The following is a 22,321-nucleotide window of genomic DNA, read 5'->3' on the forward strand; positions in this document are numbered from 1 at the left end:
CTGGCCACCCGCTACGACAAACTCGCCATCGTTTACCGCGGCGGAGCAGTCCTAAGGGCCATCACACTTTGGCTACCGCATTTATCAGACACGGCCTAGCCCGACAGCCGTTAGTCCACCGATTCTGCTCCACCCGACGAAAGGACCCCGCCGTGCACAAAAAACTCGAAGCCCAGGACCGTGCAAATACCTTTGTGCCGCATACACGCCCCGAACATGCCATCGACCTTGGCGAGATTCGCATGAACCATGTGATCGCCGGAAGCGCGGAACTGCCGGCGCTACTACTCATCCCGGCTCAGGGAGAGTCGTGGTGGGGATACGAGAACGCTATCCCGCTGCTGGAAAAGACTTTTCAGATATTTGTCGTCGACCTTCGCGGACAAGGCAAATCAACCTGGACACCAGGGCGCTACACCTTGGACAATTACGGAAACGACCTCGTACGATTCATCGATCTTGCCATCGGCCGCGAGACACTTGTCGCGGGCAACTCATCCGGCGGCCTACTGGCCGCGTGGTTAGCCGCCTATGCCAAACCAGATCAGATTCGCGGCGCATATCTCGAAGACCCACCACTGTTTGCATCCGAATTGACCCCAGCGTGTGGACCGGGCATTAAGCAGGGCATCTTGGGCCCGCTCTTTGCCTCATGGGCCAAATGGTTCGGCGACCAATGGTCCATCGGTCATTGGGAGGATTGGCGCAACGCGCTGCCACACGAACTCCCTGACTCACTGAAGCCCAAAGCCGCTGACATACTGGAGTTTTTGGGCATCAGCAACGACGACAGCGATCCGCCGCAGCACCTGAAGGAGTACGACCCGGAACTATGCCGGACGATCATCGAGGGCCGGTTCTTCTCCGGTTGCGACCATGAAACGCTCCTCTCAGATATACGCAGCCCCATATTGCTGAGCCATCACTTCCGTGCCATCGACCCCGAGCATGGGCTGCTGGTCGGAGCGATGGCAGATGTGCAGGCACGGTTCGCTGCGAGTCTTATCGCATCGTCAGGCAACCCGCTGGTACACAAGGACTTCCCTGACGCGGAACACGCGATGCATGACGCGGACCCACATCTGTACGCGGAGACGCTGATCGAGTGGAACAACGGCCTCTGAGCCAACACTTGGCGACCACGCAGGAGTGCCTCGACCCTGCCTCGGACTTTGTCGAGTTAGGCCTTCGAGGCCGCGGCGATCCGTTGGGCATGTTCGAGCAGCTCGCGGTCATGGGCGCAGACGATCAGTAGATCCGGCCGACTTCTGTCGGAAAGCGCCTTAAGTACGTCGTGGTTCCGCCGAACGTGTGCGTAGCTTTCGGCGGAAAGTCGTTCGAAAAGCCTTGATGTAGTGGGCACTTTCGACTCCGTCCGCAGGGTCTGGTGGTGGTAGAAGGCATCACCGCAATGCAGGATCCAGCGATGGCCGGCGTCGACGGCGACACAAGCGTGCCCCATCGTATGGCCCGGCATCGGAATGAACGCGATCCTGTCGTCGATCTCCGGCAACGGGGTGACGTTCGTAAACCCTTGCCAGGCTGTTGTTCCCGGATGGTGTTCAACAACGGACGCTCTATCGGAAGGCAGCTGGGATTGACGGTAGCGCAGGCGAGCATATAGACGCGAGGAGTACGCCGATGTCGCCTCGGAAGCAGTCGTGTGTAGCTGCGCGTGAGGAAAATCCGAGACGCCGCCGACATGATCGATATCCAGATGCGTGGCGACGATATGTCGCACATCTGCTACGTCGAAACCCAAAGCTGCTACTTGCGCAGCGGCCGTCTCCTCTTCGAGGAGGCGCGGTCGAATGAGGTGCCGTATGGCGCCGATCCTGCGCTGAGGGTTCGCAATGTCGCTGCGACCAAATCCGCTGTCGACCAGAACCAGGCCGTTGTTGGTCTCCAGTAGCAGGACATGGCATATGTGCCGCTCCGAGAGCAGCGGATCCATTGTGCCGCAGTTGAGATGATGAACTTTCATCTCTCACCTGTCTGAAGTACCGAATCGTCGCAAATGCCCTGTCCATTAGTACCGTTGAGCCGGACGGTGAAATCCGCAGGGTTCGGCCTCGACAACATCCGCGTCATGGTTCTGCGGTCAAAGGGCCACAGATCGACCGTTCCGTTGTCGGTGAGATACCACGAGTTGCAACCCGTATTCCAGACGGTGGGCCCCAGGGCTTCCGCGACCTCTTCGTTGAAGCGGGCAGTGGCCTGTTCGGTCACTTCAACGGTATCGATTTCACCATCACGGAATCGGTCAAGCCATTGCACGATGTAGCGCGCCGTCAGTTCTGAGGTGTACTGCAACGAAATCGAGCCCGTCGGCGAATTCGGTCCTAACACCGTGAAGAGATTGGGGAACCCAGGGATTGCGGTCATCCGGTATGCGCGCGGCCCATCCTTCCAGGCTTGATCGATGCCGATTCCGTCGCGTCCCCGTAAATCCATCGGGCGCATGTAATTGTGGGCCGCAAATCCGGTAGCCAGCACGATGATGTCGACCTCGCGTTCGACACCGTCCGCTGTCCGGATGCCGGACTGCGTGATGCCGCTGACGGGAGCCGATACCAGCTCCGTGTTGTCTGCCCGGATAGCCCGGTAGTAGGTACCGGACATCACTTGTCTTTTACAGAACGGCTCGTAGTCGGGCGTAAGCGCCTCGCGCAACGGACGATCACGCACTTGTGTCTTCAGGCTCCATCGCGCCATGCTTTGCGCCAGGCGCCGGCGCCAGCTAGGTGTTGTTGTCACGTCGGCGAAGATCCACGATCCCGCCAGCAATGCTCGGTACAACGTGTCTCGGAGTCCGGGCCAACGGGTAAGGGCGGCGGTGACCAGTCGCGGTTGGTGTAGACCCATCGGTGCCCACAGGATCCACTGGGGAGTTCTGGTGAAGTGATGCACACGGTGGGCATGAGACTGCAGGGCGGAAACAATTTGCACACCAGTCGATCCCGACCCTATGACGGCGATCTTCTTCCCGCGGGTGTCAAGAGCGTCATCCCAACGCGCAGTGTGGACGACTTGCCCGCCGAAATCATCCAGGCCCGGTATATCCGGTATATGAGGGTGATGCAGCAGCCCAGTGGCCATGATGACGAAGTCTGCGGTCAACGTGTCGCCACGGGAGGTCTCGACGCGCCAGTCCTCACCGGTGAAATGGGCGGCGGTGACTTCCGACCCAAAGACGATGTGAGCAGCAAGCCCGTGCTCGTCGGCTACGAACCGTAGGTAACGCTGAATCTCCGGTCCTGTGGCGTAGACACGTGACCAATCAGGCTTGGGGGCAAAGGAATACTGATACAGGTTCGAAGGCACGTCGCAGGTCAGGCCCGGGTAGTGGTTCCAGTACCACACGCCTCCGACGTCGGAACCCTTCTCAAGGATCGTCAGATCGTTGTATCCGTGGCGTTTGAGGATTACCGCCGTGGCGATGCCTGCCACACCGGCACCAACGATAATGACGCGCGGCTGACGCGGAGCATTGGTCACGTGTCTCTCCATTGAGTATCGAGAAGTTAAATCGTCTGTGCACTAATCTGATTCACCGCGCGCAAGGTGCTCCTCGAAGAAGGTCCGCACGCGGCCCCATGCGTGGTTCGCGGTATTCTCGTCGTACCCGAAACCAGTGACACGCAGCAACGGCGTGGCTACCCCCAGATCAATCTTGTTCGCGAAGCTATGCCCCACACCGGAGTACGTCTTGATGTCATGCGTAATCCCGGCCTTCTCCAAGGTTTTCCGAAGGCGGTAGCCCGCAGCCGGCAGCGTCGGATCAAGTTTTCCGAAGGAGGCCACGATAGGGCACGCATCTTGCAACGCGCGGCCCTGGCCGAGGGGTATCTGTCCGTAGAAAGGTGCGGCAGCGTCAAATCCCTGCGAGGCCGCGAGCAGAGCAAAGCCCCCGCCAAGACAGAACCCGACAACCCCCGTCTTTCCGCTGCAATCGGCGCGCGAAGACAGCCAGTCAGCGACGGACAACACATCGGCCAGTACCGGACCACGCCGCCGGACGAGATCGCGCATTGCCCTGGCGATGCACGTGATTGGGCGACCGTTCGCGAAAAGATTGGGCCCCACGGCAACGAATCCATAGCCGGCTACCCGCTCCACATGGCTACGCAGATCCTCTCCTGCACCGGTGATGTCGTGGAGCACAACCACTCCCGGATACGGTCCCGGACCGAACTCTTCACTATCGGGAACCGCAACGAACACGGGCAGGGAACCGCGAGGTGTCTCGATAACGCATTCGGTGATGGTCACTGCTCTGCCTCCACCAGATAACGCTTGGCCGGAGCCGAGACCAAGGAGGCTCCCAGAGGCACCTGCGCGACACCCTTGTGGGAACACATGACATCGACACCGTCGAGTTTCGCAATACGCTCGAGGTGATTGCGGCTGGATACAGCAGCGGCGCGATCGGAGGCCGCTACGTGCTGATACTGACGCAGCGGAAAGCTCGGTGGAATCACCGACTCCCCCGTGGATCGCGTCGGCGTGCTGTACGTGGCGTCTCCCGCATGCAGAAGCCAGCGGTCGGGTGCGGTACGAACCGCAATTCCACAGTGCCCCAGGGTATGTCCCGGAAGAGGTACCAACAAGACATCGGCACTGATGGCGGCCACACCCTGGATGCCGTTCCACGTCTGGGCTCCGCTATGCAGCTCCCACCGCGGTCCATGCGCCCAGATATTGCGGCGATAAGAAATGCGCGAACGTACCGAGCCATCATGTGCAACGTCGAATTCCCGCTTCGCCACGTGGATCCGAGCGCTCGGGAAGTCCATGATTCCAGCGGCATGCTCGCTGTGCAGGTGGGTCAGCACTATGTCGGTCAAGTCGCCCGGGCGGTAGCCCAGCGCCTGAATCTGGTTGACCAGAGCCAGCGCGGGAAGCTTCGGCGGTCTGATGAAGAAGCGCTCGAACGACAGACCCCGCGGATCCTCCAACAGCGCTCGGCTGAGGCCGGCATCCACGGCCAACAGCCCCTCTGGCCGTTCGATCACCAGGCACTGCGTGGGAACTTCACCACCACCCAGTGGACGTAGCGTGCCCACGTCGAGCACATACACAACTGTCATCCCTTGCCACCTCCGAGCCACGACGGGGAATCTTCTTCCGGCGAAAAGATCTAAATGAACGTTGTTCATTGAACTTTGTTCATTCAGTGAAACACCCGCCCGTCCGGGCTGTCAATGCCCAGTTTTGATCGCTTTACATGCCGATTTATCTCTATCCATACGCGGCCTTGACAGCAAGAGCTCACGCATGGCGTAATGAACATTGTTCATTACGCCGAACATTGACCGCCCTAAAGGGAGATTCATGTCGATGAGAAACAGCCCTGCACTGACCAGCCGGCTGCTCAGCCCTCGGAGAGAGCCAGACCTTGACCGGCTGCGTCACGCAGTCCACGGCAAGACGATTCTGGTGACGGGCGCCTCTTTCGGCCTGGGCGAGGCCACCGCACGCGCGCTTGCCGCCGCCGAAGCCCAGGTGCTGCTGACCGGACGCACCAGTGACAGACTCCAGGAGGTCGCGTCGTCTGTCACCGCCGCCGGGGGTCGCGCCGTGGTTTATCCCGCCGATCTCGCCGACCCCGCCGCAGCAGACGATCTCGCTCAGCGGATCACTCGCGAGCATGGCGCGCTCGATGTGATCGTCAACAACGCCGGCAAGTCGCTGCGTCGGTCACTGGAGCTGCAGTACGACCGGCCGCAGGACTTTCAACGAACCATCGCGATCAACTATCTGGGGCCAATCCGGCTGTTACTAGGCCTTTTACCTCCCATGCGGCAAAACCGCGGAGGTCAGATTGTGAACATCTCCACCATCGGAGTGCGCATAGCACCGGGGCCGCGCTGGGGCGCCTATCAAGCCTCCAAGGGGGCGTTCGACATCTGGTTGCGGAGCGTTGCCCCGGAACTCCACCGTGACCGCGTCGCAGTCAGCTCTATCTACATGGCGCTGATTCATACTCGAATGAGTGCCCCCACACCCATCATGCGCAAGCTTCCGGGCCTGAACCCCGACGAGGCGGCCGACGTTGTCGCCAAAGCCATTATCGAACGGCCTCGCAGCCTGGCGCCGTGGTGGGCAGCACCCGCCAACGTGCTCGCTGCCAGCATTCCCGGGCCCATAGACAAGGCGATGCGCTTGATGCACCGCTTCTCCGATGACTCCGACAGCGCACGAAGGATTGACCGATGATCGACATGGATGTTGCAACCACCTGCTTGTCGGCCGCATTCACCTCCCGTCTCCCCCTCGCGAGCCCGGGCGAAATCTACAGATTTGCAAAGACTCTGGGAAACACACGCGGCGCCAATCCGGCCTCGTTGCTGCGGATCGCCGCGGCGCGGTGGCCGGATCGCACCGCCATCGTCGACGACCACGGCTCGCTCACGTACATACAACTGCTGAATCGCGCCCAAGCGGTTGCGGCCAATCTACGACAGGAACATGGCATCCACGATGGCGCGGCAGTAGCGGTGATGTGCCGCAACGGCAGAGGTTTCATCCAGGCTGTATTCGGCGCAGCAATGGCCGGCTCCGACGTCGTCTTACTGAACACAGACTTCACCGCACCCACCTTGGCAGCAACCTTAAGTTCGCACGCGATCGGCGCCGTACTGGCCGATGACGAGTTTGCCGAAATCCTCGCCGTGGCTGACTCACGTGTCGTGGTCGTGAACCCGGAACAAGGAGCACGCCAAAGTAATACGTTCCAACCCAGCCAACGTGAGATAAGTCTCGTGCTTCTGACCTCGGGCACCACGGGGACACCCAAAGGTGTCCCCCGTAAGCCCAGTCCGTCGCAGGTGCTAGGAGTTACCGCAAGCATCCTCCAGCGCACCAAACTACGCACCGGCGACCGCGCCGTTGTCGCCGTACCGTTCTTCCACGCATTTGGGCTCGGGTCATTGTTCCTGGCAGTAACTTTGGGCGCCACCATCATCACTCGACGGCGCTTCGATGCCGAAACCACACTGGCCCTGGCCAGCATCCACCGGGCGCGGGCGATGATGGTCGTACCCGTCATGCTGGCACGCATCCTCGATCTCCCCGAAAACGTCCAAGATCGGAACCCGTTGTCCTGCTTGAGCATAATCCTCTCCGGAGGAGCACCCCTTGAGCCAGCGCTGGCCACTCGGGCACTCTCCACATACGGTCCTGTCCTGTTCAACGGATACGGATCATCGGAAGTCGGAATCGGCGCTATCGCCACCCCAGCAGATCTGCAACGGGCGCCCGGCACCGTGGGCCGACCCGTAGCCGGGTCACCGATGCAAGTGCTGGACGACGACGACAATCCCCTGGGACCCAATACCGTCGGGCGCATCTTCGTCGGCGGCAGACTGGCATTCGAGGGCTACAGCAATGGAGCAACCAAACCAGTCGTCGCGAACCTAACCGCCACCGGTGACATGGGATTCATCGACAACCACGGCTGCCTACACGTCGTGGGTCGCGATGATGACATGATCCTCAGCGGCGGCGAAAACGTGTACCCCCAAGGAGTCGAGAACGCTCTCGCCAGCCACCCCGATGTGCTCGACAACGCCGTAATCGGAGTACCCGATCGTGAATTCGGCCAGCGACTCGCAGCTTTCGTAGTCGCGCGACCCGAGAAGGAACTCACCGAAAACTCTCTGCGCGACTATCTGAAAGGCGCGGTCTCGCGCTTCGAACAACCTCGCGACTTCTGGTTCATGGACGAAATTCCACGTAACCCCACCGGCAAGGCGCTCAAGAAGGAACTCGCCGAACGCTACGAATGGTTCGCCGGCAGGTAATTCATCAGACTTCGGCTCGATGACGAGCCCTCCATATCGATTCGAAAGGTAAGAGTCATGACCGCACCACAGCCGACAACCGACAGCCCCGAAGTCCTCGGCTACAAGCGCACAGACATAACCTTTCCCTCGGGCAAATCGACCTGCGCGGCATGGCGGTATCTTCCAGACAATGCGGGAGACGGCCCATTACCGGTGGTCATCATGGCACACGGGCTCGGGGCTGTACGTCAACTGCGTCTACACGAATTCGCAGAGCGCTTCGCGCAAGCAGGTTACGCGGTTGTCGTTTTCGACTATCGACACTTCGGCGCGAGCGGCGGTCATCCACGCCAACTCGTCGACATCCGTGCCCAACTGCAAGACTGGCATAGTGCGCTGGCCTACGTGCGCAGCGAAGAGCTATTCGACAGTAGCCGCATTGCACTGTGGGGCAGTTCATTCGGCGGTGGCCACGTCCTGCAGGTCACAGCTGACGACAAGGCGGTGAAAGCCGTTATCTCCCAGTGCCCCTTCACCGACGGGCCCGCTTCCTTCCTCGCACGCATGCGCACCGGAAAGATCAGCGCCCCAATCATGTTGCTAGCAGCCATCGCCGACTGCGCCGGCGCAGCGCTCGGCCGCAATCCACTGCTGCTACCCATGGTTGGCACACCGTTGATGCCTGCGTTTCTGGCCGCACCGGATTCACTTCCCGGAGCAATCGAACTCTCACCACCCGGCGCGCAGCTCTCGGCCCGAACCACACAGACAATACGCAAGATCCGGCCCCTGGCACGACGTATCCCAGCTGCCCACTGGGCTGCAGCATCGAGGACTCCCAACCCCAGCGATGACATCTGGGGCGTTCTGGAAGCCAAAGACGGCAGCGTGATCATGCGCAACGCCATCGCCGCCCGGCTGGTGCTGACCTTGCCACGTTACCGGCCCGGACGCTCACTCAAAGAACACTCCATCCCCACCCTTGTCTGCCTAAGCGAGAACGACACGGTAGCGCCCGCAACCGCCACCGCACGCCATGCACGCGGCCTGAAACACGTCAAGGTAAATCCCTACGAGGCTGGGCATTTCGATCTCTACGTGGGCACTTGGTTCGAACAAGTATCAACGGATCAGATCAAATTTCTGGTACACCATATGCCGTCTACGCCTCCGGCAACTCATTGATACCGTTCGGCGAGCGAACTTGACAAAGACTGCTTCATTGCCAACCCTTGGCGCTGGACAGTAAATGAACTGCGTTCAGTGGGGTGATAGTGGCGCAACATGGCGATAAAGAGGCTCGGCGCCGCGAAATCCTCGACGCCGGCCGCGCGGTCCTTCGGAGCGGCGGACTTGCCGGGATGCAAATGCGCGAGGTCGCACGCCGCGCCAGCGTAGCTCTTGGCACCCTATACACCTACTTCGCCACCAAAGAGTCGTTGTACGCCGCGCTGTATTCCGAAGCGGTGGAGCAATTCTTCCTCGACATGGAACCACTGCTTGAGGACCGAGCCGTCGATCCAGAAGAACTATTCGTGGCATTCGCCAACGGCCAACGCACGATGTACGCCGAATACGGCAGGGAGCTGGATCTCTTCACCATGCTGGGCTCAAAGTCCGGGGTGGATCAGCAGGTTCTTGAGCGGCTCATCCAGGCAACCACGCGCATGACGAGTGCATTCAGGAAGCAGTTGGCTGACCGACACATCGACAACCCCGACCTCGCCCTGGTTGTCCTATGGTCGACAGCCACCGGTCTCGCCGAGCATTTCACCGGCCCACGGCACGCGTTCCATGGTTTGAGCTGGGACGAAACCGTACGGTACGCGGCAAGTGTCCTCACCAACAATGCGTTGTCGTCGGCAACCCCAGACTCATCGCAGCAGTAAGCGCCCGGAACCGCCGCTACCCCTGGGCGTATGCGGGCCCGACCGGCAGCAGGTGCTTGTCGACCAGCTTGTGCCAGCGTCGCTGCCGGTATCGGAATATCGCCGCGGCTCCCCTGGCGGCCAGCGCAGTGAGTATGCCGGCGTCGATGTCTATCGAATCGCTGTAACGGCTTCGGCCTTGGCCAATCGGTTCAACGTGCAGAGTATGGTTCCAGGTCCGCAGGATTCCGCCGCGTTCGTTGGTGCGCACAGTGCGGGTCTTCTCGTCGACCTCGATGACATGGATGGTGTGCCGGTACAACGGGATCAGATGCAGCCCCCACAGCCAGGCAGTGCCAACCTCGCCGACGCGCATCGGGTCGGTACGGCCGGAGAGCGCCGGTATGCCGAACAGACCACGACAGAGGTACAGGAAGGTACCGGCATATCGCATGGCCTCCCACACCCTGTCTGCGTCGGTGGGCAGTTCAGTTTCCAGGTAGACCGTCTTCATCCACATCCCCTTCCATAGGGCCAGGTCAACCACTATTATGAGTAATTACTCACATAAGCGGTACTCGCTTTTGAGGAAGGCGCCAGCATCATGTCCAGCACCCGGCTACAGCCGCGTAAGCAGCCACGACAAGACCGTGCGGAGAACACCCGGCAGCGCATCCTGGATGCGGCTGCTCACGTTTTCGCCGACTTCGGCTATGCCGCCGGGACCACCAATCGCATCGCCGAGCGGGCCGATATTTCGATCGGGTCGTTGTACCAGTACTTCCCGAACAAGGACTCCATCCTCGTCGAACTCATGACCGCGCACACCGAGGAAGGCTTCGCAGTCATCCAGCGCCACCTTGCTGCGGGACTGCCGGATTCAATCGAAGACACCCTGCGTGTCTTCGTCAGGGCGGCCATCGACAACCATCGCGATAACCCCAGGCTGCACCGGGTGCTATTCGAAGAGGCACCCCGCCCGCCTGAGTTCCTGGCGATGCTGCACCGGTCTGAGGATGCCGTTGTCGCCGCCGCGGAAGCACTTCTGGTGGCACACCCCGAGGTCCGGGTCGCCGAAACAGCCACGGCGGCAAGGATGGTGGTAGCGACTATCGAGTCATTGGTACACCGCCTGGTGGCGGGTCCACGCCCCGTCGACCTTGCGCCATTCGAGGACGAGTTGGTCAGCATGTTGACGCGGTACCTGACGGGCTGAGGATCAGTGCAGATGGTCGGCGATCTGCCCCTGCTCACCGAACAACGCGGCATTCCACTTCGTGATGAGTTCGGAGTTGTCGACTTCGTCGGGGTGAAAGTCTTTGCGGCTGTAGGACAGTAGGCGTCGAAACACCGCTCGTGAGAAGAACGGCGAGCCAAAGAGTCGTCGAGCACTGCCCACTAAGATCCTGGGGTTATAGAAATCACGGTCCCGAAGCAACGATAAGAACGATGCGCACGCGGCGAGGGTGAAGAACCCAAATGTTGTGAACCACATGACGAGAACCCTCATCCGATGGGTTCCACCGATGGCCCGGTAGACGTTGAACGCCACCGTGCGATGCTCGGATTCTTCCAACGCATGCCACAGCAGCATCGATCGAACCTCGCCCTGACCCAACATCTGCTGGGCGCGTTCGTCGGCCAGCAGAGTCTCAGCCAGGATCGCGGTGTAATGCTCCAACGCCGCGGTCATCGCAAGGCAGTACTTGGCCGAGGAGTAGCGCGTGCGCGCTTCCAGGATCTTGTTGGTCGCCCGGTCCACCAACGCGGTCGGATAGCCCATCTCCTGCAGACGTTCGTTGAGCTGGCGATGCTCACGGCTGTGTGTGGCCTCTTGGCCGATGAATCCGGCCACCTGCTTCTTGAGCTCCGGGTCGACAATCTGATCCGAGACCGCGCGCACCGAACGGATCATGAACGCCTCCCCCTCGGGGAACGCCGCCGACAGTACGGCCACCACATGACTCATCCCCAGATCGCCCTGCACGTAGTGACGGCGCAGAGAGCCCGCGGGATAGCGAAACTTGATCCGCCTTGTCGCGATTTCCGGTCCCACCATCACCCCCTAGTGCAGATGACCGGTCAGCTGCCCGTTCTCTCCGAAGAGCTCGGCGTGCCATTTCTCGATCAGTTCGGTGTTGTCGGAATCGTTGGGGTGGAACCCCGGGCGGTTGTATTCACCGATGCGACGCCGTACCTCACGACTCAAGAAGGGCAAGTGCCGCAACGCCGCAATGCTCTTCACCAGCCGGACCGGGTTGTAGGCGGCCTTATCGCGCAGCAGCGAGATCACCGTCTCAAAGAACGTGGTGTAGATGAAGGCGATGGTGGTGCGGCGCATCACCCAGATGCGTAGCCGCTCGCTACCACCGACGGCGCGGTACACATCGAAGGTCACGCACCGGTGCTCGGCTTCCTCGAAGGCATGCCACAGCAGCATGGAACGCACCTCACCCTCACCCAGCATGTCCAAGGCACGCTGATCGGTCAGCAAGGTCTCGGCAAGGACCGCGGTGTAATGCTCCAACGCGGCCGTGACGGCCAAGGTGTAGATCGGCGGATAATTCCGGGTCTGGAAGTTGAAAATCCGCCGAGCCAGCCGCTCCACGAACGCGGTGGGATAGCCCATCTCCTGCAGGCGCTCGTTGAGTTCGCGATGTTCACGCCCGTGTGTCATCTCCTGGCCGATGAACCCGGCCACCTGCTTTTTGAGCTCAGGATCGGTGATCTGGTCCGAGTAACGCCGGACCGACCGGATGAAGAACTCCTCACCCTCCGGAAACACCGCCGACAGCATCGCCATCATGTGGCTAGACACCAGGTCGCCTTGTACAAAATGACGATCCAGCGAACCAGGTTGGTAGCGAAACTTGATACGGCGGGTCTTGATCGGCCTGTCCATACTCAGCTTCCCACTACCCCGCAATGACTGATTTCGGTCGGCATCGCCGACGCGCTCAGGGTACCGCAATCCGCTGATTTTCCGAGGATTCCGGGCTTGACATATACCTATATCGGTATATGTTTCCTTCATGGCCCGCACCCCCACCACCGCCGATGCGTTCAACGCGATCGCGGAGGCCGGCCGTCGCGACCTTCTCAGTGCCATCGGCACCGGCGAGGTCACGGTGAACGATCTGGTGGCGCGGACCAGGATGGGTCAGCCGCAAGTGTCGAAGCATCTGGGCGTGCTCCGCGCCGTCGATCTGGTGCGGGTGCGCTCGCATGGACGGCACCGCTTCTATCGGGTCAACGGTGCGGCTCTGCGGCCCGTCCATGACTGGGTGACCGCGTTTGAACGCACCTGGAACGAGCGCCTCAACCGGCTCGACGACCTACTCACCGAACTACAGGAGGAAACCCCATGAGCAGTCGGTATGGCAGCGCCACCGTCGAACTTCCCTCGGATACAACGATTCTCATCACCCGATCCTTCGACGCGCCCGCCGCACTGGTCTTTCGAACGCTCACCGAGCCCGATCTGGTCAAGCGCTGGTGGGGATTCGAGACCGCGCGCTGGCAGGTCTGCGATATCGATCTGCGAGTCGGTGGCACATGGCGGTATGTAGTCAGCCAACCGTGCGAATCCGCGCCGGACATGGAGGTCGGGTTCCACGGCGAGTACCACGAGATCGACAGACCCCACCGATTGGTCAATACCGAGGTCTACGAGGGGATGCCCGATGCCTCGGCCCTGGTGTCCACCACCCTGGACGAGGTCGACGGGGTCACCACCATGCGGGTCTTGGTACAGCACAGCTGCAAGGAGCATCGGGACGGACACATCGAGTCCGGCATGGAGGTGGGCATGCAGATCAGCTACAACCGCATCGAGGATCTGCTGGCTGACCTGAAATAGCACGCCCACGGCGGGTGTTGCAGCCACGGTGACCAACGAATTCACCTTCGAATACATCGCCGCCAACCCACAGTGGGTCGACGAGCAGATCGAGATCTACGAATCCAGCGGCGGCGTCGAGGGCACCACGTTAGAGGGCATCCCCGTCGTGATCTTGTACACCGTCGGCGCGAAATCGGGACAGATCCGCAAGGCGCCGCTCATGCGTGTGGAACACGAGGGCGTATACCTCGCGGTCGGCTCGATCGGCGGCGCACCGAAGAACCCTGCCTGGGTCGCGAATCTGCGTGCCAATCCGGTCTTCGAGCTGCGCGACGGCGAGAACGTGCAGACCGTCCGTGCCGAAGAAATCTCGGACGACGCCGAGCGTGCGAACTGGTGGGAACGTGCCGTGGCGGCCTTCCCGCCCTACGCCGAGTACACGAAGCGCACCACGCGGGTGTTCCCGCTGTTCACCCTCACTCCGGTGAGTTAGCGGCCGCCTTCTTACGTTCGATATCGGCCAGCGCCTCGGCCAGCTGAGCTCGTTGCGCGGCCGAGGCGTCCCAGGCCACCTTGCGGTTCTTGACGACCCTGGCCGGGGCACCGACCGCAATCGAGTAGTCCGGAATGACACCCTTGACCACGGCGTGAGCGCCGAGCACGCAGCCGCGGCCGACGATCGTGTCCCGCAGGATCGTCACCTTGGCGGCGATCCAGGTATCCGGCCCGATGCGCACCGGGGACTTGACGATGCCCTGGTCCTTGATCGGATAGGTGATGTCTTCCATCCGATGGTCGAAATCGCACACATAGCACCAGTCGGCCATCAGGGCGGAGTCGCCGAACTCGATATCGATGTAGGCGTTGACGACGTTGTCCTTACCGAACACCACCTTGTCACCCAGCCGCAGTGACCCCTCGTGGGCGCGCAACGAGTTTCCATCGCCGATGTGCACCCACCGGCCGATCTCCATCCGGGCCAGCTCGGGTGTGCAGTGGATCTCGACGTTCTTGCCCAAGAACAGCATGCCGCGCGTGACGATGTGCGGATTGGAGAGCTTGAACTTGAGCAGCCGCCAGTACCGCACCAGGTACCACGGTGTGTATGCCTTGTTCGCGATCACCCATCGCAGTGAAGCCTTGGTCAGGAATTTGGCTTGTGCCGGGTCGCGCAGGCGCTGTCCGCGCCACCGCTTGTGCAGGGGAGCGCCCCACATCGTCGTCATGGCCGCACAGCCTACGGGACGCGGCAGAGCGCGCACGCTACCCTGCGATGGGCCGGACCGCCCCCTAAGGAAGGAGTGTCTCACCGTGCTTTCCCGGGCACGAGTACTCGCGAGCATGGTCTTCGCGGCACTCCTCACCGTCACCGGATGCTCCGGCGATGATTCCTGGATCAACATCAAAGCGGCGCCAGGCTGGTCCGCAAGCTACGCCGACGCGCACAACAGCAGCTACACGCCCACCGAGGGCGCTCGCGAACTGACCCTGGAATGGAGCCGGAACACCAAGGGCCAGATAGGCAGTGCCGCGGCCATCGGCATCGACAACTTCATCGCGGTCAGTGCCGACACCCCTGCCGGTTGCACGCTCATGGAGTGGGAGAACAACAAGGCCGCGCGCCAGCGCTGGTGCACCCGGATGGTCACCGGCAGCCCATGGTCAGGACCGCTCGCCGACGGCTACAACAACATCTACATGGGCCAGCCCGGCGCCGTGGTGTCATTTCCCCCCACCCAGTGGATCCGGTGGCGCAAGCCAGTAATCGGCGCACCCACCACACCCAAGATCGTCGAGCCCGGACGGCTCCTCATCGTCACGCACCTCGGTCAGATACTGATCTTCAACGCGCAGCGCGGTGAGGTCGTGGGCACCCCCATGGATCTGCTCGAAGGTGTCGATCCGACCGATCCGCGGCGCGGCCTGGGTGACTGCGAAGCGGCGGGACCGCAATGTCCGGTATCCGCCTCACCCGCCTACGACCCGGAAACCGGCACCATCGTCACCACGCTGTGGCAGCCAGGAAAACCCGTACCCGTGCTGCTGGGAATCACGTACGACGCCGACGGCCACATCACCCTGAAACACAAGTGGGCCAACAAGATCATTGACGAAGGCGTGATCGGCTCCCCGGTGATGTCTCGAGATGGCGAAACGGTCTACATCAATGACCGCAAGGGTTCGCTCCACGCGATGCATACCTTCGATGGCAGCCAGAAATGGTCGCTGCCCTTGGGATTCAACGCCGTCACACCGCCCTCCGTCGCACCGGACGGAACCATCATCGCCGGAACCGGCGATAAGGCCACCCTGGTGGCCATCAAAGACTCCGGCAGCAAGGGTGAAATCGCCTGGCGGCGCGACGACCTCGTTCCGCTCTCGACATCCAGCCAGGCCGCCGGAAACGTCGGTTATGCCGTGGTCAAGGACGGAGACAAGGGCCTGGCTCTGGTGGTGTTCAACACCCCGGACGGAGCCACCATCAACCGCTATCCGCTACCCGATGCCGCCGGCGTCCCGGTCGGCATCTCGATTGGACCGGATCAGCGCGTGATCGTCACGCTGAGCGAGGGCCAGGTGTACGGGTTCCGCCCGGGGACCTAGCCGCACAGACGAATGCTCTTGCGTCACTACCTATCCGGGTGATGACGACCGAGAGCGCCACACCGCCTCGCAACTTCATCCTGGTGCGCAGCACCGCGGGGTCAACGTCTACCCCGCGCACGGTGATCTCGACAGAACCGCAGTCTCGTGCGGCGAGCGCCTGGCGCAGCCGTTTCTCGCTATACGCCAGCGCGTCGAGCACCCGGTAGCCCTGCACACCGGCGGGCACCGAATCCCCCGACAGGTACGCGATGCGGGGATCCAACTGCCACAACCCATGCCGCGCAGCGTATTGCCGCACCAGGCCCGCACGCACCACCGCACCATCGGGGTCGACGATCCACTCGCCCGCCTCGGCGAGTGCACAGTCATCGGGATCGGCATCTGTCAGCTGGAAGCCGTCGCCGGCCGTCGAGAGCACCGTGGCGCGTCTGCGTGCCCGTGCCAACCCCGCCGACCACAGACACGCCTCCCGAACGCCGCCATCAAGGGAAACAACCTCGATCTCGCCACCGAATCCGGTCTGTTCCCGTAGATCGGTGAAGTCCAGTCCCGGCGCACATTTGACGACCAGGTCGCGATCCGCGTATGTCCGCAGCACCAGGTCCAGAGGCGGCGAGTATGCCGAGGGGTCGAACCGCCGGCGCCCGCCGGAGCGGCGCCCCGGATCGGCAATCACCACGTCGGCGCGACTGGAAGGTGCCAGCGCATCTGCCTGACAGATCAGAACTCGCCTGCCAATGTTGTGACGTGCCATCGCCGTTCGCACCGGATCGATATCGCTGCCGATGACCGTCGCGGCGACACCGTCGAGGGCGGCCAGCTCGGCCCCGACCGAACAGGTGACATCGTGAACCACCCGATCGGCCAGCCGCTCGGCGCGATGCCGCGCCACTGCCGCAGGTGTCGCCTGCTGTAGCGCGTCATCGGTAAACAGCCAATTCTGTACGTCGCCCAGCTTGGCCGCCGCCTTACGGCGCAACTGCACCGTCTGCGCCAAAACTGCGGCGCGGTCACCGAATTCGGTACGCAGAGCCGCCGTATCGGCCACCAGGGTGCCCGCAGAGAACGTGTAGGCCGATGCCCGTGCGAGGTCCGTACTGCCTGCCTCCGACGACAGATATGCAACGTCGGAAGGCTCGAACACCGGCGGGAATTCGAGGGATTAGGAGGACTTGAGCCCTGTGATCATCACGTTGTAGTACCAGCCCTTCGGCACCACGTGACGCCACACGTTCTCGTCGACCCAGCTGAGCGCCTTCCAACCGCCGAACGCGAACTTCGCCCAGCCCCAGCCCAACTTGCCGGGCGGCACCGTCGACTCGAACGTGCGCACGGGCCAGCCCAGCATGGCGGCCGTGAATTCCTCGCTGGCGGTCCGCACCGCGACAGCACCGGCGTTGGTGGCCATCTTCTCCAGGTCTGCAGGATCAAAGGTGTGCAGGTCAACCACCCATTCGAGGGCGGCAGCGCGCGAGTTCTCGTCGAGTTCCTCCTGCGGACGCCGCCAGCTCTCCAGTCCGGGCAGCTTCATCGCCTGGACCGTGGCCTTCCAGGTCAGATTCGCCAGCGCGCGGGCGTATAGGTTGCCGACCGTGGTGGGCTCCCCGGCGAAGATGAACCGTCCACCCGGCTTGAGCACCCGCAGCACCTCACGCAGCGACAGCTCGACATCGGGAATGTGGTGCAGCACGGCATGGCCCACCACCAAATCGAAGGTGTTGTCGTCATAAGGAATCCGCTCGGCGTCGGCGACCCGGCCGTCGACGTCCAGACCTAGCTCCTTGCCGGTACGCGTGGCGACCTTGACCATGCCCGGCGACAGGTCGGTGACCGAACCACGGCGCGCGACACCCGACTGCATCAGGTTCAGCAGGAAGAAGCCGGTGCCACACCCCAGCTCCAGGGCACGTTCGTAGGGCAGCTCGCGCTGGTCCTCGACGGGCACGATGGCGTCGAACCGGCCGCGCGCGTAGTCGATGCATCGCTGGTCATAGGAGATGGACCACTTCTCGTCGTAGGTCTCTGCCTCCCAGTCGTGGTACAGGATCTGGGCGAGTTTGTTGTCCTCAAAAGCAGCAGCGACCTGCTCCGCAGTGGCCTTGGTCGTCGGCTCCGAAATCTCCGTCATGGCCGTCAGCCTAACGCCTGGTTAGGCTCCCCTGAACCGGGCCGTCCCTGGGCCGATCTCCAGCTGAGCAGCCACCCCGTCCACGCGGTCCTGCGTCGCGAACACCTGGCAAAACAGCTCGCGTTCCCTGTCCAGTCCCCCGGCCAACGGACTGTCGAAACCGTGGTCGATGGCCTGTTTGGCGGCGGCGAGTGCCAAGGGCGGCCCGTCGACAAAGCGCCGGGCCCACGCTGCCGCCTCGGTGTAGACGTCGTCGGGTGCCACCATCTGGTCCAGGAGCCCCATCCGCAGGGCCTCCTTGGCGCCAACCAGGCGGCCACTGAACACCATTTCCTTGGCCCGGCTCAGCCCCACAACGCGCGCCAACCGCACCGTGCCGCCGCCACCCGGGATCATGCCCGCCAGGATCTCGGGCGAACCGACCTTGGCGTTGTCCCCGGCGATCCGCCAGTCGGCTGCCAGTGCCAGCTCCAGGCCGCTACCCAAGGCGTACCCGGTGATGGCGGCGACTGTTGGTTTGGCCAGCTCCGCCACCGCGGTCAGCGCGGCCTGCCGGTCACCGGTGCTGCGCGACATCTCCTCGGCGGTCAACTCCGATAGTTCATCCAAATCATCTCCAGTGCAAAAGATTTCGTGCCCGCCGTAGACAATGACGACCCGGATGTCCTCGCGTGCGTTCGCCTCGGCCGCAGCCAGCGCCAGTTCGCGGTACATCTGGCGGGTAAGGGCATTGGTGGGCGGACGCGACAGTGCGATGGTGCCGATGCCGGGGTATTCGGGCGCGGTGCGCACCGACACGAACTCGGGTTCGGTCACGTCAGCTCCGTCCCGGTCACCTCGGGGATCTCCACGGCGCCCTGCCGGGCCGCCTCGTAGCGGTCCACATCGGCGAATTGGACGAGCCATCGGCCGTCCTGCTCGGTCAAGATCGGCATGATCGGCGCGATCTCCCGCACGGAAGCCAGCACGTCCGCGACCGTCGCACCGGACGAGGACACGGCGTCGAGCTGGGACCAGGTCGGTGGAAGCAAGAAACTGCGCCGTTCGGTAAAGGCCGAGATCGCGGCGCCGGGGGTCTGCCATCCCGAGGCGACCGCCTCGGTGTTGTCGCCGTCGGCATCCTGTCCCGAGGGCAATGCCGCGACGAAGAAGAAGGTGTCATAGCGACGCGGTTCTGCCTCCGGAGTGATCCAGTTGGCCCACGGCCGCAGCAAGTCTGCCCGCAAAAGCAAGCCCTCGCGCTGCAGGAACTCCGCAAAGGACAGGGACTTGTCCGACAGATCCTTGCGCGCCTGGTGATAGACCGCCGCGTCCTCGACGATCGAGGTATCCGAGGTGCCCGCGAACAACACACCGCATTCCTCGAAGGTCTCGCGCGCGGCCGCGCACACCAGTGCCGATGCCAGCTCGGGTGTCACGCCGAATTGTTCGGCCCACCACGTGACATCCGGGCCCACCCACGGCACATCCGCACGCAGATCCCGCGAGTCCACCCCGCCGCCCGGGAAGACCGTCATTCCCCCGGCGAAGGCCATGGCGTTATCGCGACGCATCAGAAAGGCCTCGACACCGACGGCGCCGTCACGTATGAGTACGACGGTCGCCGCCGGCTTCGGCGGCGTTGGATCGTTGGGGGTAGATGTCACTACTGCCTCCTGGAATGTGCGGCGCGGGGCCGGGCGCGTCGCGCGAAGTAACGCCCATCGATCATCTCAACCACGATCGACTGCCCAAACGCGCGGGACAAATTCTCACTGGTCATCACATCCGCCAACAGACCGTGAGCGACAATCCCTCCCTCGGACAGCAACAACGCGTGACTGAAACCCGGAGGGATCTCCTCCACGTGGTGAGTCACCAAAACCATCGCGGGCGCATCCGGATCGGCCGCGAGCTCACCCAGCCGGGCCACAAGTTCCTCACGCCCACCCAGGTCCAGCCCGGCCGCCGGCTCGTCGAGGAGTAGCAATTCGGGATCGGTCATGAGCGCACGCGCGATGAGCACCCTCTTGCGCTCTCCCTCGGAGAGCGTGCCGTACGTGCGTTCTGCCAGATGCTCGGCGCCCAGCGTCTCAAGCATGTCGATGGCGCGCGCCGTATCGATCTCCTCGTACTCCTCGCGCCAGCGCCCCAGCACCGCATAGCCGGCCGATACCACCAGGTCACGCACTACTTCGTCATCCGGTATCCGCTGCGCAAGGGCGGCCGAGCTCAGTCCGATTCGCGCCTTGAGCTCGGAAACATCGACACGGCCCAACCGCTCGCCGAGGATCACGGCCTCCCCCGATGACGGGTGCTCCATGGCCGCCGCGATCCGCAGCAACGATGTCTTCCCGGCACCGTTGGGGCCGAGAACCACCCACCGTTCGTCAAGCTCGACCGACCAGGTAACCGGGCCTACCAACACCTTGCGATTACGGCGCAGCAGCACATCGCGGAAATCGAGCAGAAGGTCCGGATCAATTTCGGCCACGGGGCCATCGTGCCGCATCGAGCCCGGCAAGCGGCGAGCGGGAGCCATCTCGCGGGCCGTCCTGACCGTGCGCCCAGACCTCTATCGCGTATCCTCATCCATACGTCAGCAAGCTCGGAAGGAATTCTAGGCAACCATATGACAAACGATCTTGATCCGGATCCCTACCTGGACACGGTGCACAACATCGGGCTTGCTAACCATCGACTGATCGCACAGCTCGATGCCGAGGCATGTCGCATTCAGCAACGTGCAGCTCATGGCGAGGATCGATCATGGGTATGGGATGACCTCAAGGCATGGCGTCGCCGAGTGGACGCCTTCCAGTCTCAGCTGCGTCGCGATACGACGGCTCTCGGCCGCCTGATCGATGCCAACCGGCGAATTCAAGGATCGGACAGTCCGGACGATAGTCGCACATCAAAACTCGATTCTTCGGCTGAGAGCAACCGCAATGCCCTCTATCCGTTCAAGGACTCCCGAGCACAAGAGGAATTCGTCGCCAGACTTAACCGGGTGTTCGCGGTACTGCATACACCGGGCCGCGGCCCCTACTCCAACAGCGAATTTCTTGTGTTCATGCGCACTGGCGGCACCGTGGTCTCGGCGCCTTATCTGTCACAGCTGCGCAATGGGCAGCGGGGACGCCCTTCCCTGCAAGCACTGGAGAGCATCGCGCACGCTTTCCGCATCGATGTCCGTTACTTCACAGATAGTGGCTACGCAGACGAGCTGGATGCCGATCTGACCACCCTTGAACTCGCCCAGAACCCAGTGGTGGCCGAGCTGACATCCAAACTGCTCGACCTCCCGGAAGCGGTTCGCAATCAGTTGTTTGCCGATGCCGAGTCACTCGACCGACACAGTCAAGCCGCCACATCCTGAGGTGATTTCGACGGCGCCGCGCATGCGGCGCTCTCACGCTGCGTGCTCAACACCACGCCCCAGCCGCTGACGGCCAGCAGCCGCCGTGGCAGCAGCCGCAACACCACCTGAATGAGGGGGCCGATACCTAGCGCGTAGAGCACGGTCCCCACCCCGACGTTGCCGCCGAGCAGCCAGCCCGTCCCCACCACGATGACCTCGATGGTGGTTCTGATCAGCCGTACAGACCGACCGGTGCGATGAACCAGTCCAGTTGTCAGTCCATCACGAGGCCCCGGGCCCAGCCCAGCGCCTACATACAGCACCGTGGCAATCGCGTTCAGCAGTACGCCGCCGACCAGGAACGCCACCCGCACAGCCATCGCCGAGGGCGCGGACAACCAGGCCAATGTGGAATCGACGGCGACGGCGATGACGACAATATTGGCGATCGTTCCGACACCAGGCTTGTTACGCAACGGAATCCACGCGAGAAGCACCACGACACCGGTCACCGCTGAGGCCAGCCCAATGCTCATTCCGGTCCGCAGGGAGAGCCCCTGATGGAACACGTCCCACGGGTCCAGCCCGAGGCCCGCCCGCACCATCAGTGCCATCGAGACCCCGTACAGATACAGACCCACCAACAGCGCGGTGCCGCGAGCACTCCATCCAATCCATTTCCCGGTCACCACACGATTTTCTGGGCTAACTGGCTTGTCTTTCAATAGCCAGTTGAGTCACACTGGCTTT

25 protein-coding genes are annotated in these 22,321 nt (G+C 62.5%); 11 read left to right on the top strand and 14 right to left on the bottom strand.

Going from position 1 to position 22,321, the window contains the following annotated elements; translation table 11 throughout:
- The first annotated feature begins 152 nt into the window (after nt 1-152).
- Nucleotides 153-1,124, top strand: a complete 972-nt coding sequence (locus tag AOT83_RS21825; protein ID WP_057964204.1) for an alpha/beta hydrolase — start codon at nt 153-155, stop codon at nt 1,122-1,124.
- Nucleotides 1,125-1,180: 56 nt separating this feature from the next.
- Here AOT83_RS21825 and AOT83_RS21830 read toward each other — a convergent pair whose 3' ends face one another.
- The 4 genes from AOT83_RS21830 to AOT83_RS21845 are packed head-to-tail and all read right to left on the bottom strand — an operon-like array spanning nt 1,181 to nt 5,090.
- Nucleotides 1,181-1,984: an MBL fold metallo-hydrolase gene (locus tag AOT83_RS21830; protein WP_057964205.1), complete on the bottom strand. Its 804-nt coding sequence runs from the start codon at nt 1,982-1,984 to the stop codon at nt 1,181-1,183.
- Nucleotides 1,981-3,498, bottom strand: coding sequence for an NAD(P)/FAD-dependent oxidoreductase (locus AOT83_RS21835; protein WP_234797705.1), 1,518 nt, complete (start codon nt 3,496-3,498; stop codon nt 1,981-1,983). Before AOT83_RS21835 ends, AOT83_RS21830 begins: the two co-directional genes overlap by 4 nt.
- A 42-nt stretch (nt 3,499-3,540) precedes the next feature.
- Nucleotides 3,541-4,272, bottom strand: a complete 732-nt coding sequence (locus AOT83_RS21840; RefSeq protein ID WP_234797704.1) for a dienelactone hydrolase family protein — start codon at nt 4,270-4,272, stop codon at nt 3,541-3,543.
- The gene (locus tag AOT83_RS21845) at nt 4,269-5,090 is read right to left on the bottom strand and encodes an MBL fold metallo-hydrolase (protein WP_057964207.1); all 822 of its coding nucleotides are present in this window, start codon (nt 5,088-5,090) and stop codon (nt 4,269-4,271) included. The genes AOT83_RS21840 and AOT83_RS21845 overlap by 4 nt, the downstream gene beginning before the upstream one ends.
- A gap of 250 nt (nt 5,091-5,340) precedes the next feature.
- Between AOT83_RS21845 and AOT83_RS21850 the strand changes: the two genes are divergently transcribed.
- From AOT83_RS21850 to AOT83_RS21865, 4 genes are all read left to right on the top strand, one after another.
- Nucleotides 5,341-6,219 carry an SDR family NAD(P)-dependent oxidoreductase gene (locus AOT83_RS21850; RefSeq protein ID WP_057964311.1) on the top strand — a complete coding sequence of 293 codons (879 nt, stop codon included), beginning with the start codon at nt 5,341-5,343 and terminating at the stop codon, nt 6,217-6,219.
- The gene (locus AOT83_RS21855; protein WP_057964208.1) at nt 6,216-7,805 is read left to right on the top strand and encodes an AMP-binding protein; all 1,590 of its coding nucleotides are present in this window, start codon (nt 6,216-6,218) and stop codon (nt 7,803-7,805) included. Before AOT83_RS21850 ends, AOT83_RS21855 begins: the two co-directional genes overlap by 4 nt.
- A gap of 57 nt (nt 7,806-7,862) precedes the next feature.
- Complete coding sequence (locus tag AOT83_RS21860; protein WP_057964209.1) at nt 7,863-8,972, top strand: alpha/beta fold hydrolase; 1,110 nt, start codon at nt 7,863-7,865, stop codon at nt 8,970-8,972.
- An 89-nt stretch (nt 8,973-9,061) separates the two neighbouring features.
- Entirely contained in the window at nt 9,062-9,676 is a 615-nt protein-coding gene (locus AOT83_RS21865) for a TetR/AcrR family transcriptional regulator (protein ID WP_057964210.1), read from the top strand.
- Nucleotides 9,677-9,692: 16 nt separating this feature from the next.
- Here AOT83_RS21865 and AOT83_RS21870 read toward each other — a convergent pair whose 3' ends face one another.
- Nucleotides 9,693-10,169 carry a hypothetical protein gene (locus tag AOT83_RS21870; RefSeq protein ID WP_057964312.1) on the bottom strand — a complete coding sequence of 159 codons (477 nt, stop codon included), beginning with the start codon at nt 10,167-10,169 and terminating at the stop codon, nt 9,693-9,695.
- A 90-nt stretch (nt 10,170-10,259) separates the two neighbouring features.
- On the opposite strand from AOT83_RS21870, the gene AOT83_RS21875 reads away from it, so the two are divergent.
- Complete coding sequence (locus AOT83_RS21875) at nt 10,260-10,871, top strand: TetR/AcrR family transcriptional regulator (protein ID WP_057964211.1); 612 nt, start codon at nt 10,260-10,262, stop codon at nt 10,869-10,871.
- A gap of 3 nt (nt 10,872-10,874) precedes the next feature.
- On the opposite strand, the gene AOT83_RS21880 is transcribed toward AOT83_RS21875, so the two are convergent.
- Nucleotides 10,875-11,711, bottom strand: coding sequence for a metal-dependent hydrolase (locus AOT83_RS21880; RefSeq protein ID WP_109394597.1), 837 nt, complete (start codon nt 11,709-11,711; stop codon nt 10,875-10,877).
- A gap of 9 nt (nt 11,712-11,720) precedes the next feature.
- Nucleotides 11,721-12,557 (bottom strand): metal-dependent hydrolase, encoded by an 837-nt coding sequence (locus AOT83_RS21885; RefSeq protein WP_057964213.1) that lies wholly within the window; start codon nt 12,555-12,557, stop codon nt 11,721-11,723.
- Nucleotides 12,558-12,687: 130 nt separating this feature from the next.
- Between AOT83_RS21885 and AOT83_RS21890 the strand changes: the two genes are divergently transcribed.
- The 3 genes from AOT83_RS21890 to AOT83_RS21900 are packed head-to-tail and all read left to right on the top strand — an operon-like array spanning nt 12,688 to nt 13,989.
- Nucleotides 12,688-13,023 (top strand): metalloregulator ArsR/SmtB family transcription factor, encoded by a 336-nt coding sequence (locus AOT83_RS21890; RefSeq protein WP_030097128.1) that lies wholly within the window; start codon nt 12,688-12,690, stop codon nt 13,021-13,023.
- On the top strand, nt 13,020-13,514 hold the full coding sequence (locus tag AOT83_RS21895; protein ID WP_057964214.1) for an SRPBCC family protein: 495 nt from the start codon (nt 13,020-13,022) through the stop codon (nt 13,512-13,514). Before AOT83_RS21890 ends, AOT83_RS21895 begins: the two co-directional genes overlap by 4 nt.
- 28 nt (nt 13,515-13,542) lie before the next feature.
- The gene (locus tag AOT83_RS21900) at nt 13,543-13,989 is read left to right on the top strand and encodes a nitroreductase family deazaflavin-dependent oxidoreductase (protein ID WP_030097126.1); all 447 of its coding nucleotides are present in this window, start codon (nt 13,543-13,545) and stop codon (nt 13,987-13,989) included.
- Here AOT83_RS21900 and AOT83_RS21905 read toward each other — a convergent pair.
- The gene (locus AOT83_RS21905; RefSeq protein WP_030097125.1) at nt 13,973-14,722 is read right to left on the bottom strand and encodes an acyltransferase; all 750 of its coding nucleotides are present in this window, start codon (nt 14,720-14,722) and stop codon (nt 13,973-13,975) included. The genes AOT83_RS21900 and AOT83_RS21905 overlap by 17 nt on opposite strands.
- 85 nt (nt 14,723-14,807) lie before the next feature.
- Here AOT83_RS21905 and AOT83_RS21910 point away from each other — a divergent pair, with 85 nt between their 5' ends.
- Nucleotides 14,808-16,100: a PQQ-binding-like beta-propeller repeat protein gene (locus AOT83_RS21910; protein ID WP_030097124.1), complete on the top strand. Its 1,293-nt coding sequence runs from the start codon at nt 14,808-14,810 to the stop codon at nt 16,098-16,100.
- Here AOT83_RS21910 and AOT83_RS21915 read toward each other — a convergent pair.
- From AOT83_RS21915 to AOT83_RS21935, 5 genes are read right to left on the bottom strand one after another with little or no spacing between them, the layout of a single operon-like run.
- Nucleotides 16,054-17,247: a class I SAM-dependent methyltransferase gene (locus AOT83_RS21915; RefSeq protein WP_057964215.1), complete on the bottom strand. Its 1,194-nt coding sequence runs from the start codon at nt 17,245-17,247 to the stop codon at nt 16,054-16,056. The genes AOT83_RS21910 and AOT83_RS21915 overlap by 47 nt on opposite strands.
- Before the next feature lie 18 nt (nt 17,248-17,265).
- A complete protein-coding gene (locus tag AOT83_RS21920; protein WP_030097122.1) occupies nt 17,266-18,231 on the bottom strand; it encodes a class I SAM-dependent methyltransferase in 966 nt (321 codons plus the stop codon).
- A 21-nt stretch (nt 18,232-18,252) separates the two neighbouring features.
- Nucleotides 18,253-19,047, bottom strand: a complete 795-nt coding sequence (locus tag AOT83_RS21925; protein WP_057964216.1) for an enoyl-CoA hydratase — start codon at nt 19,045-19,047, stop codon at nt 18,253-18,255.
- Nucleotides 19,044-19,877, bottom strand: coding sequence for an NUDIX hydrolase (locus AOT83_RS21930; protein WP_057964217.1), 834 nt, complete (start codon nt 19,875-19,877; stop codon nt 19,044-19,046). Before AOT83_RS21930 ends, AOT83_RS21925 begins: the two co-directional genes overlap by 4 nt.
- The gene (locus AOT83_RS21935) at nt 19,877-20,722 is read right to left on the bottom strand and encodes an ABC transporter ATP-binding protein (protein ID WP_044105339.1); all 846 of its coding nucleotides are present in this window, start codon (nt 20,720-20,722) and stop codon (nt 19,877-19,879) included. Before AOT83_RS21935 ends, AOT83_RS21930 begins: the two co-directional genes overlap by 1 nt.
- A gap of 120 nt (nt 20,723-20,842) precedes the next feature.
- On the opposite strand from AOT83_RS21935, the gene AOT83_RS21940 reads away from it, so the two are divergent.
- Nucleotides 20,843-21,589, top strand: a complete 747-nt coding sequence (locus tag AOT83_RS21940) for a helix-turn-helix transcriptional regulator (protein ID WP_057964218.1) — start codon at nt 20,843-20,845, stop codon at nt 21,587-21,589.
- On the opposite strand, the gene AOT83_RS21945 is transcribed toward AOT83_RS21940, so the two are convergent.
- The gene (locus AOT83_RS21945) at nt 21,571-22,260 is read right to left on the bottom strand and encodes a membrane protein (protein WP_057964313.1); all 690 of its coding nucleotides are present in this window, start codon (nt 22,258-22,260) and stop codon (nt 21,571-21,573) included. The genes AOT83_RS21940 and AOT83_RS21945 overlap by 19 nt on opposite strands.
- Between the last annotated feature and the right edge of the window lie 61 nt (nt 22,261-22,321).

It is taken from the genome of Mycobacteroides sp. H001, from assembly GCF_001440005.1.
Taxonomy (GTDB): domain Bacteria; phylum Actinomycetota; class Actinomycetes; order Mycobacteriales; family Mycobacteriaceae; genus Mycobacterium; species Mycobacterium gwanakae.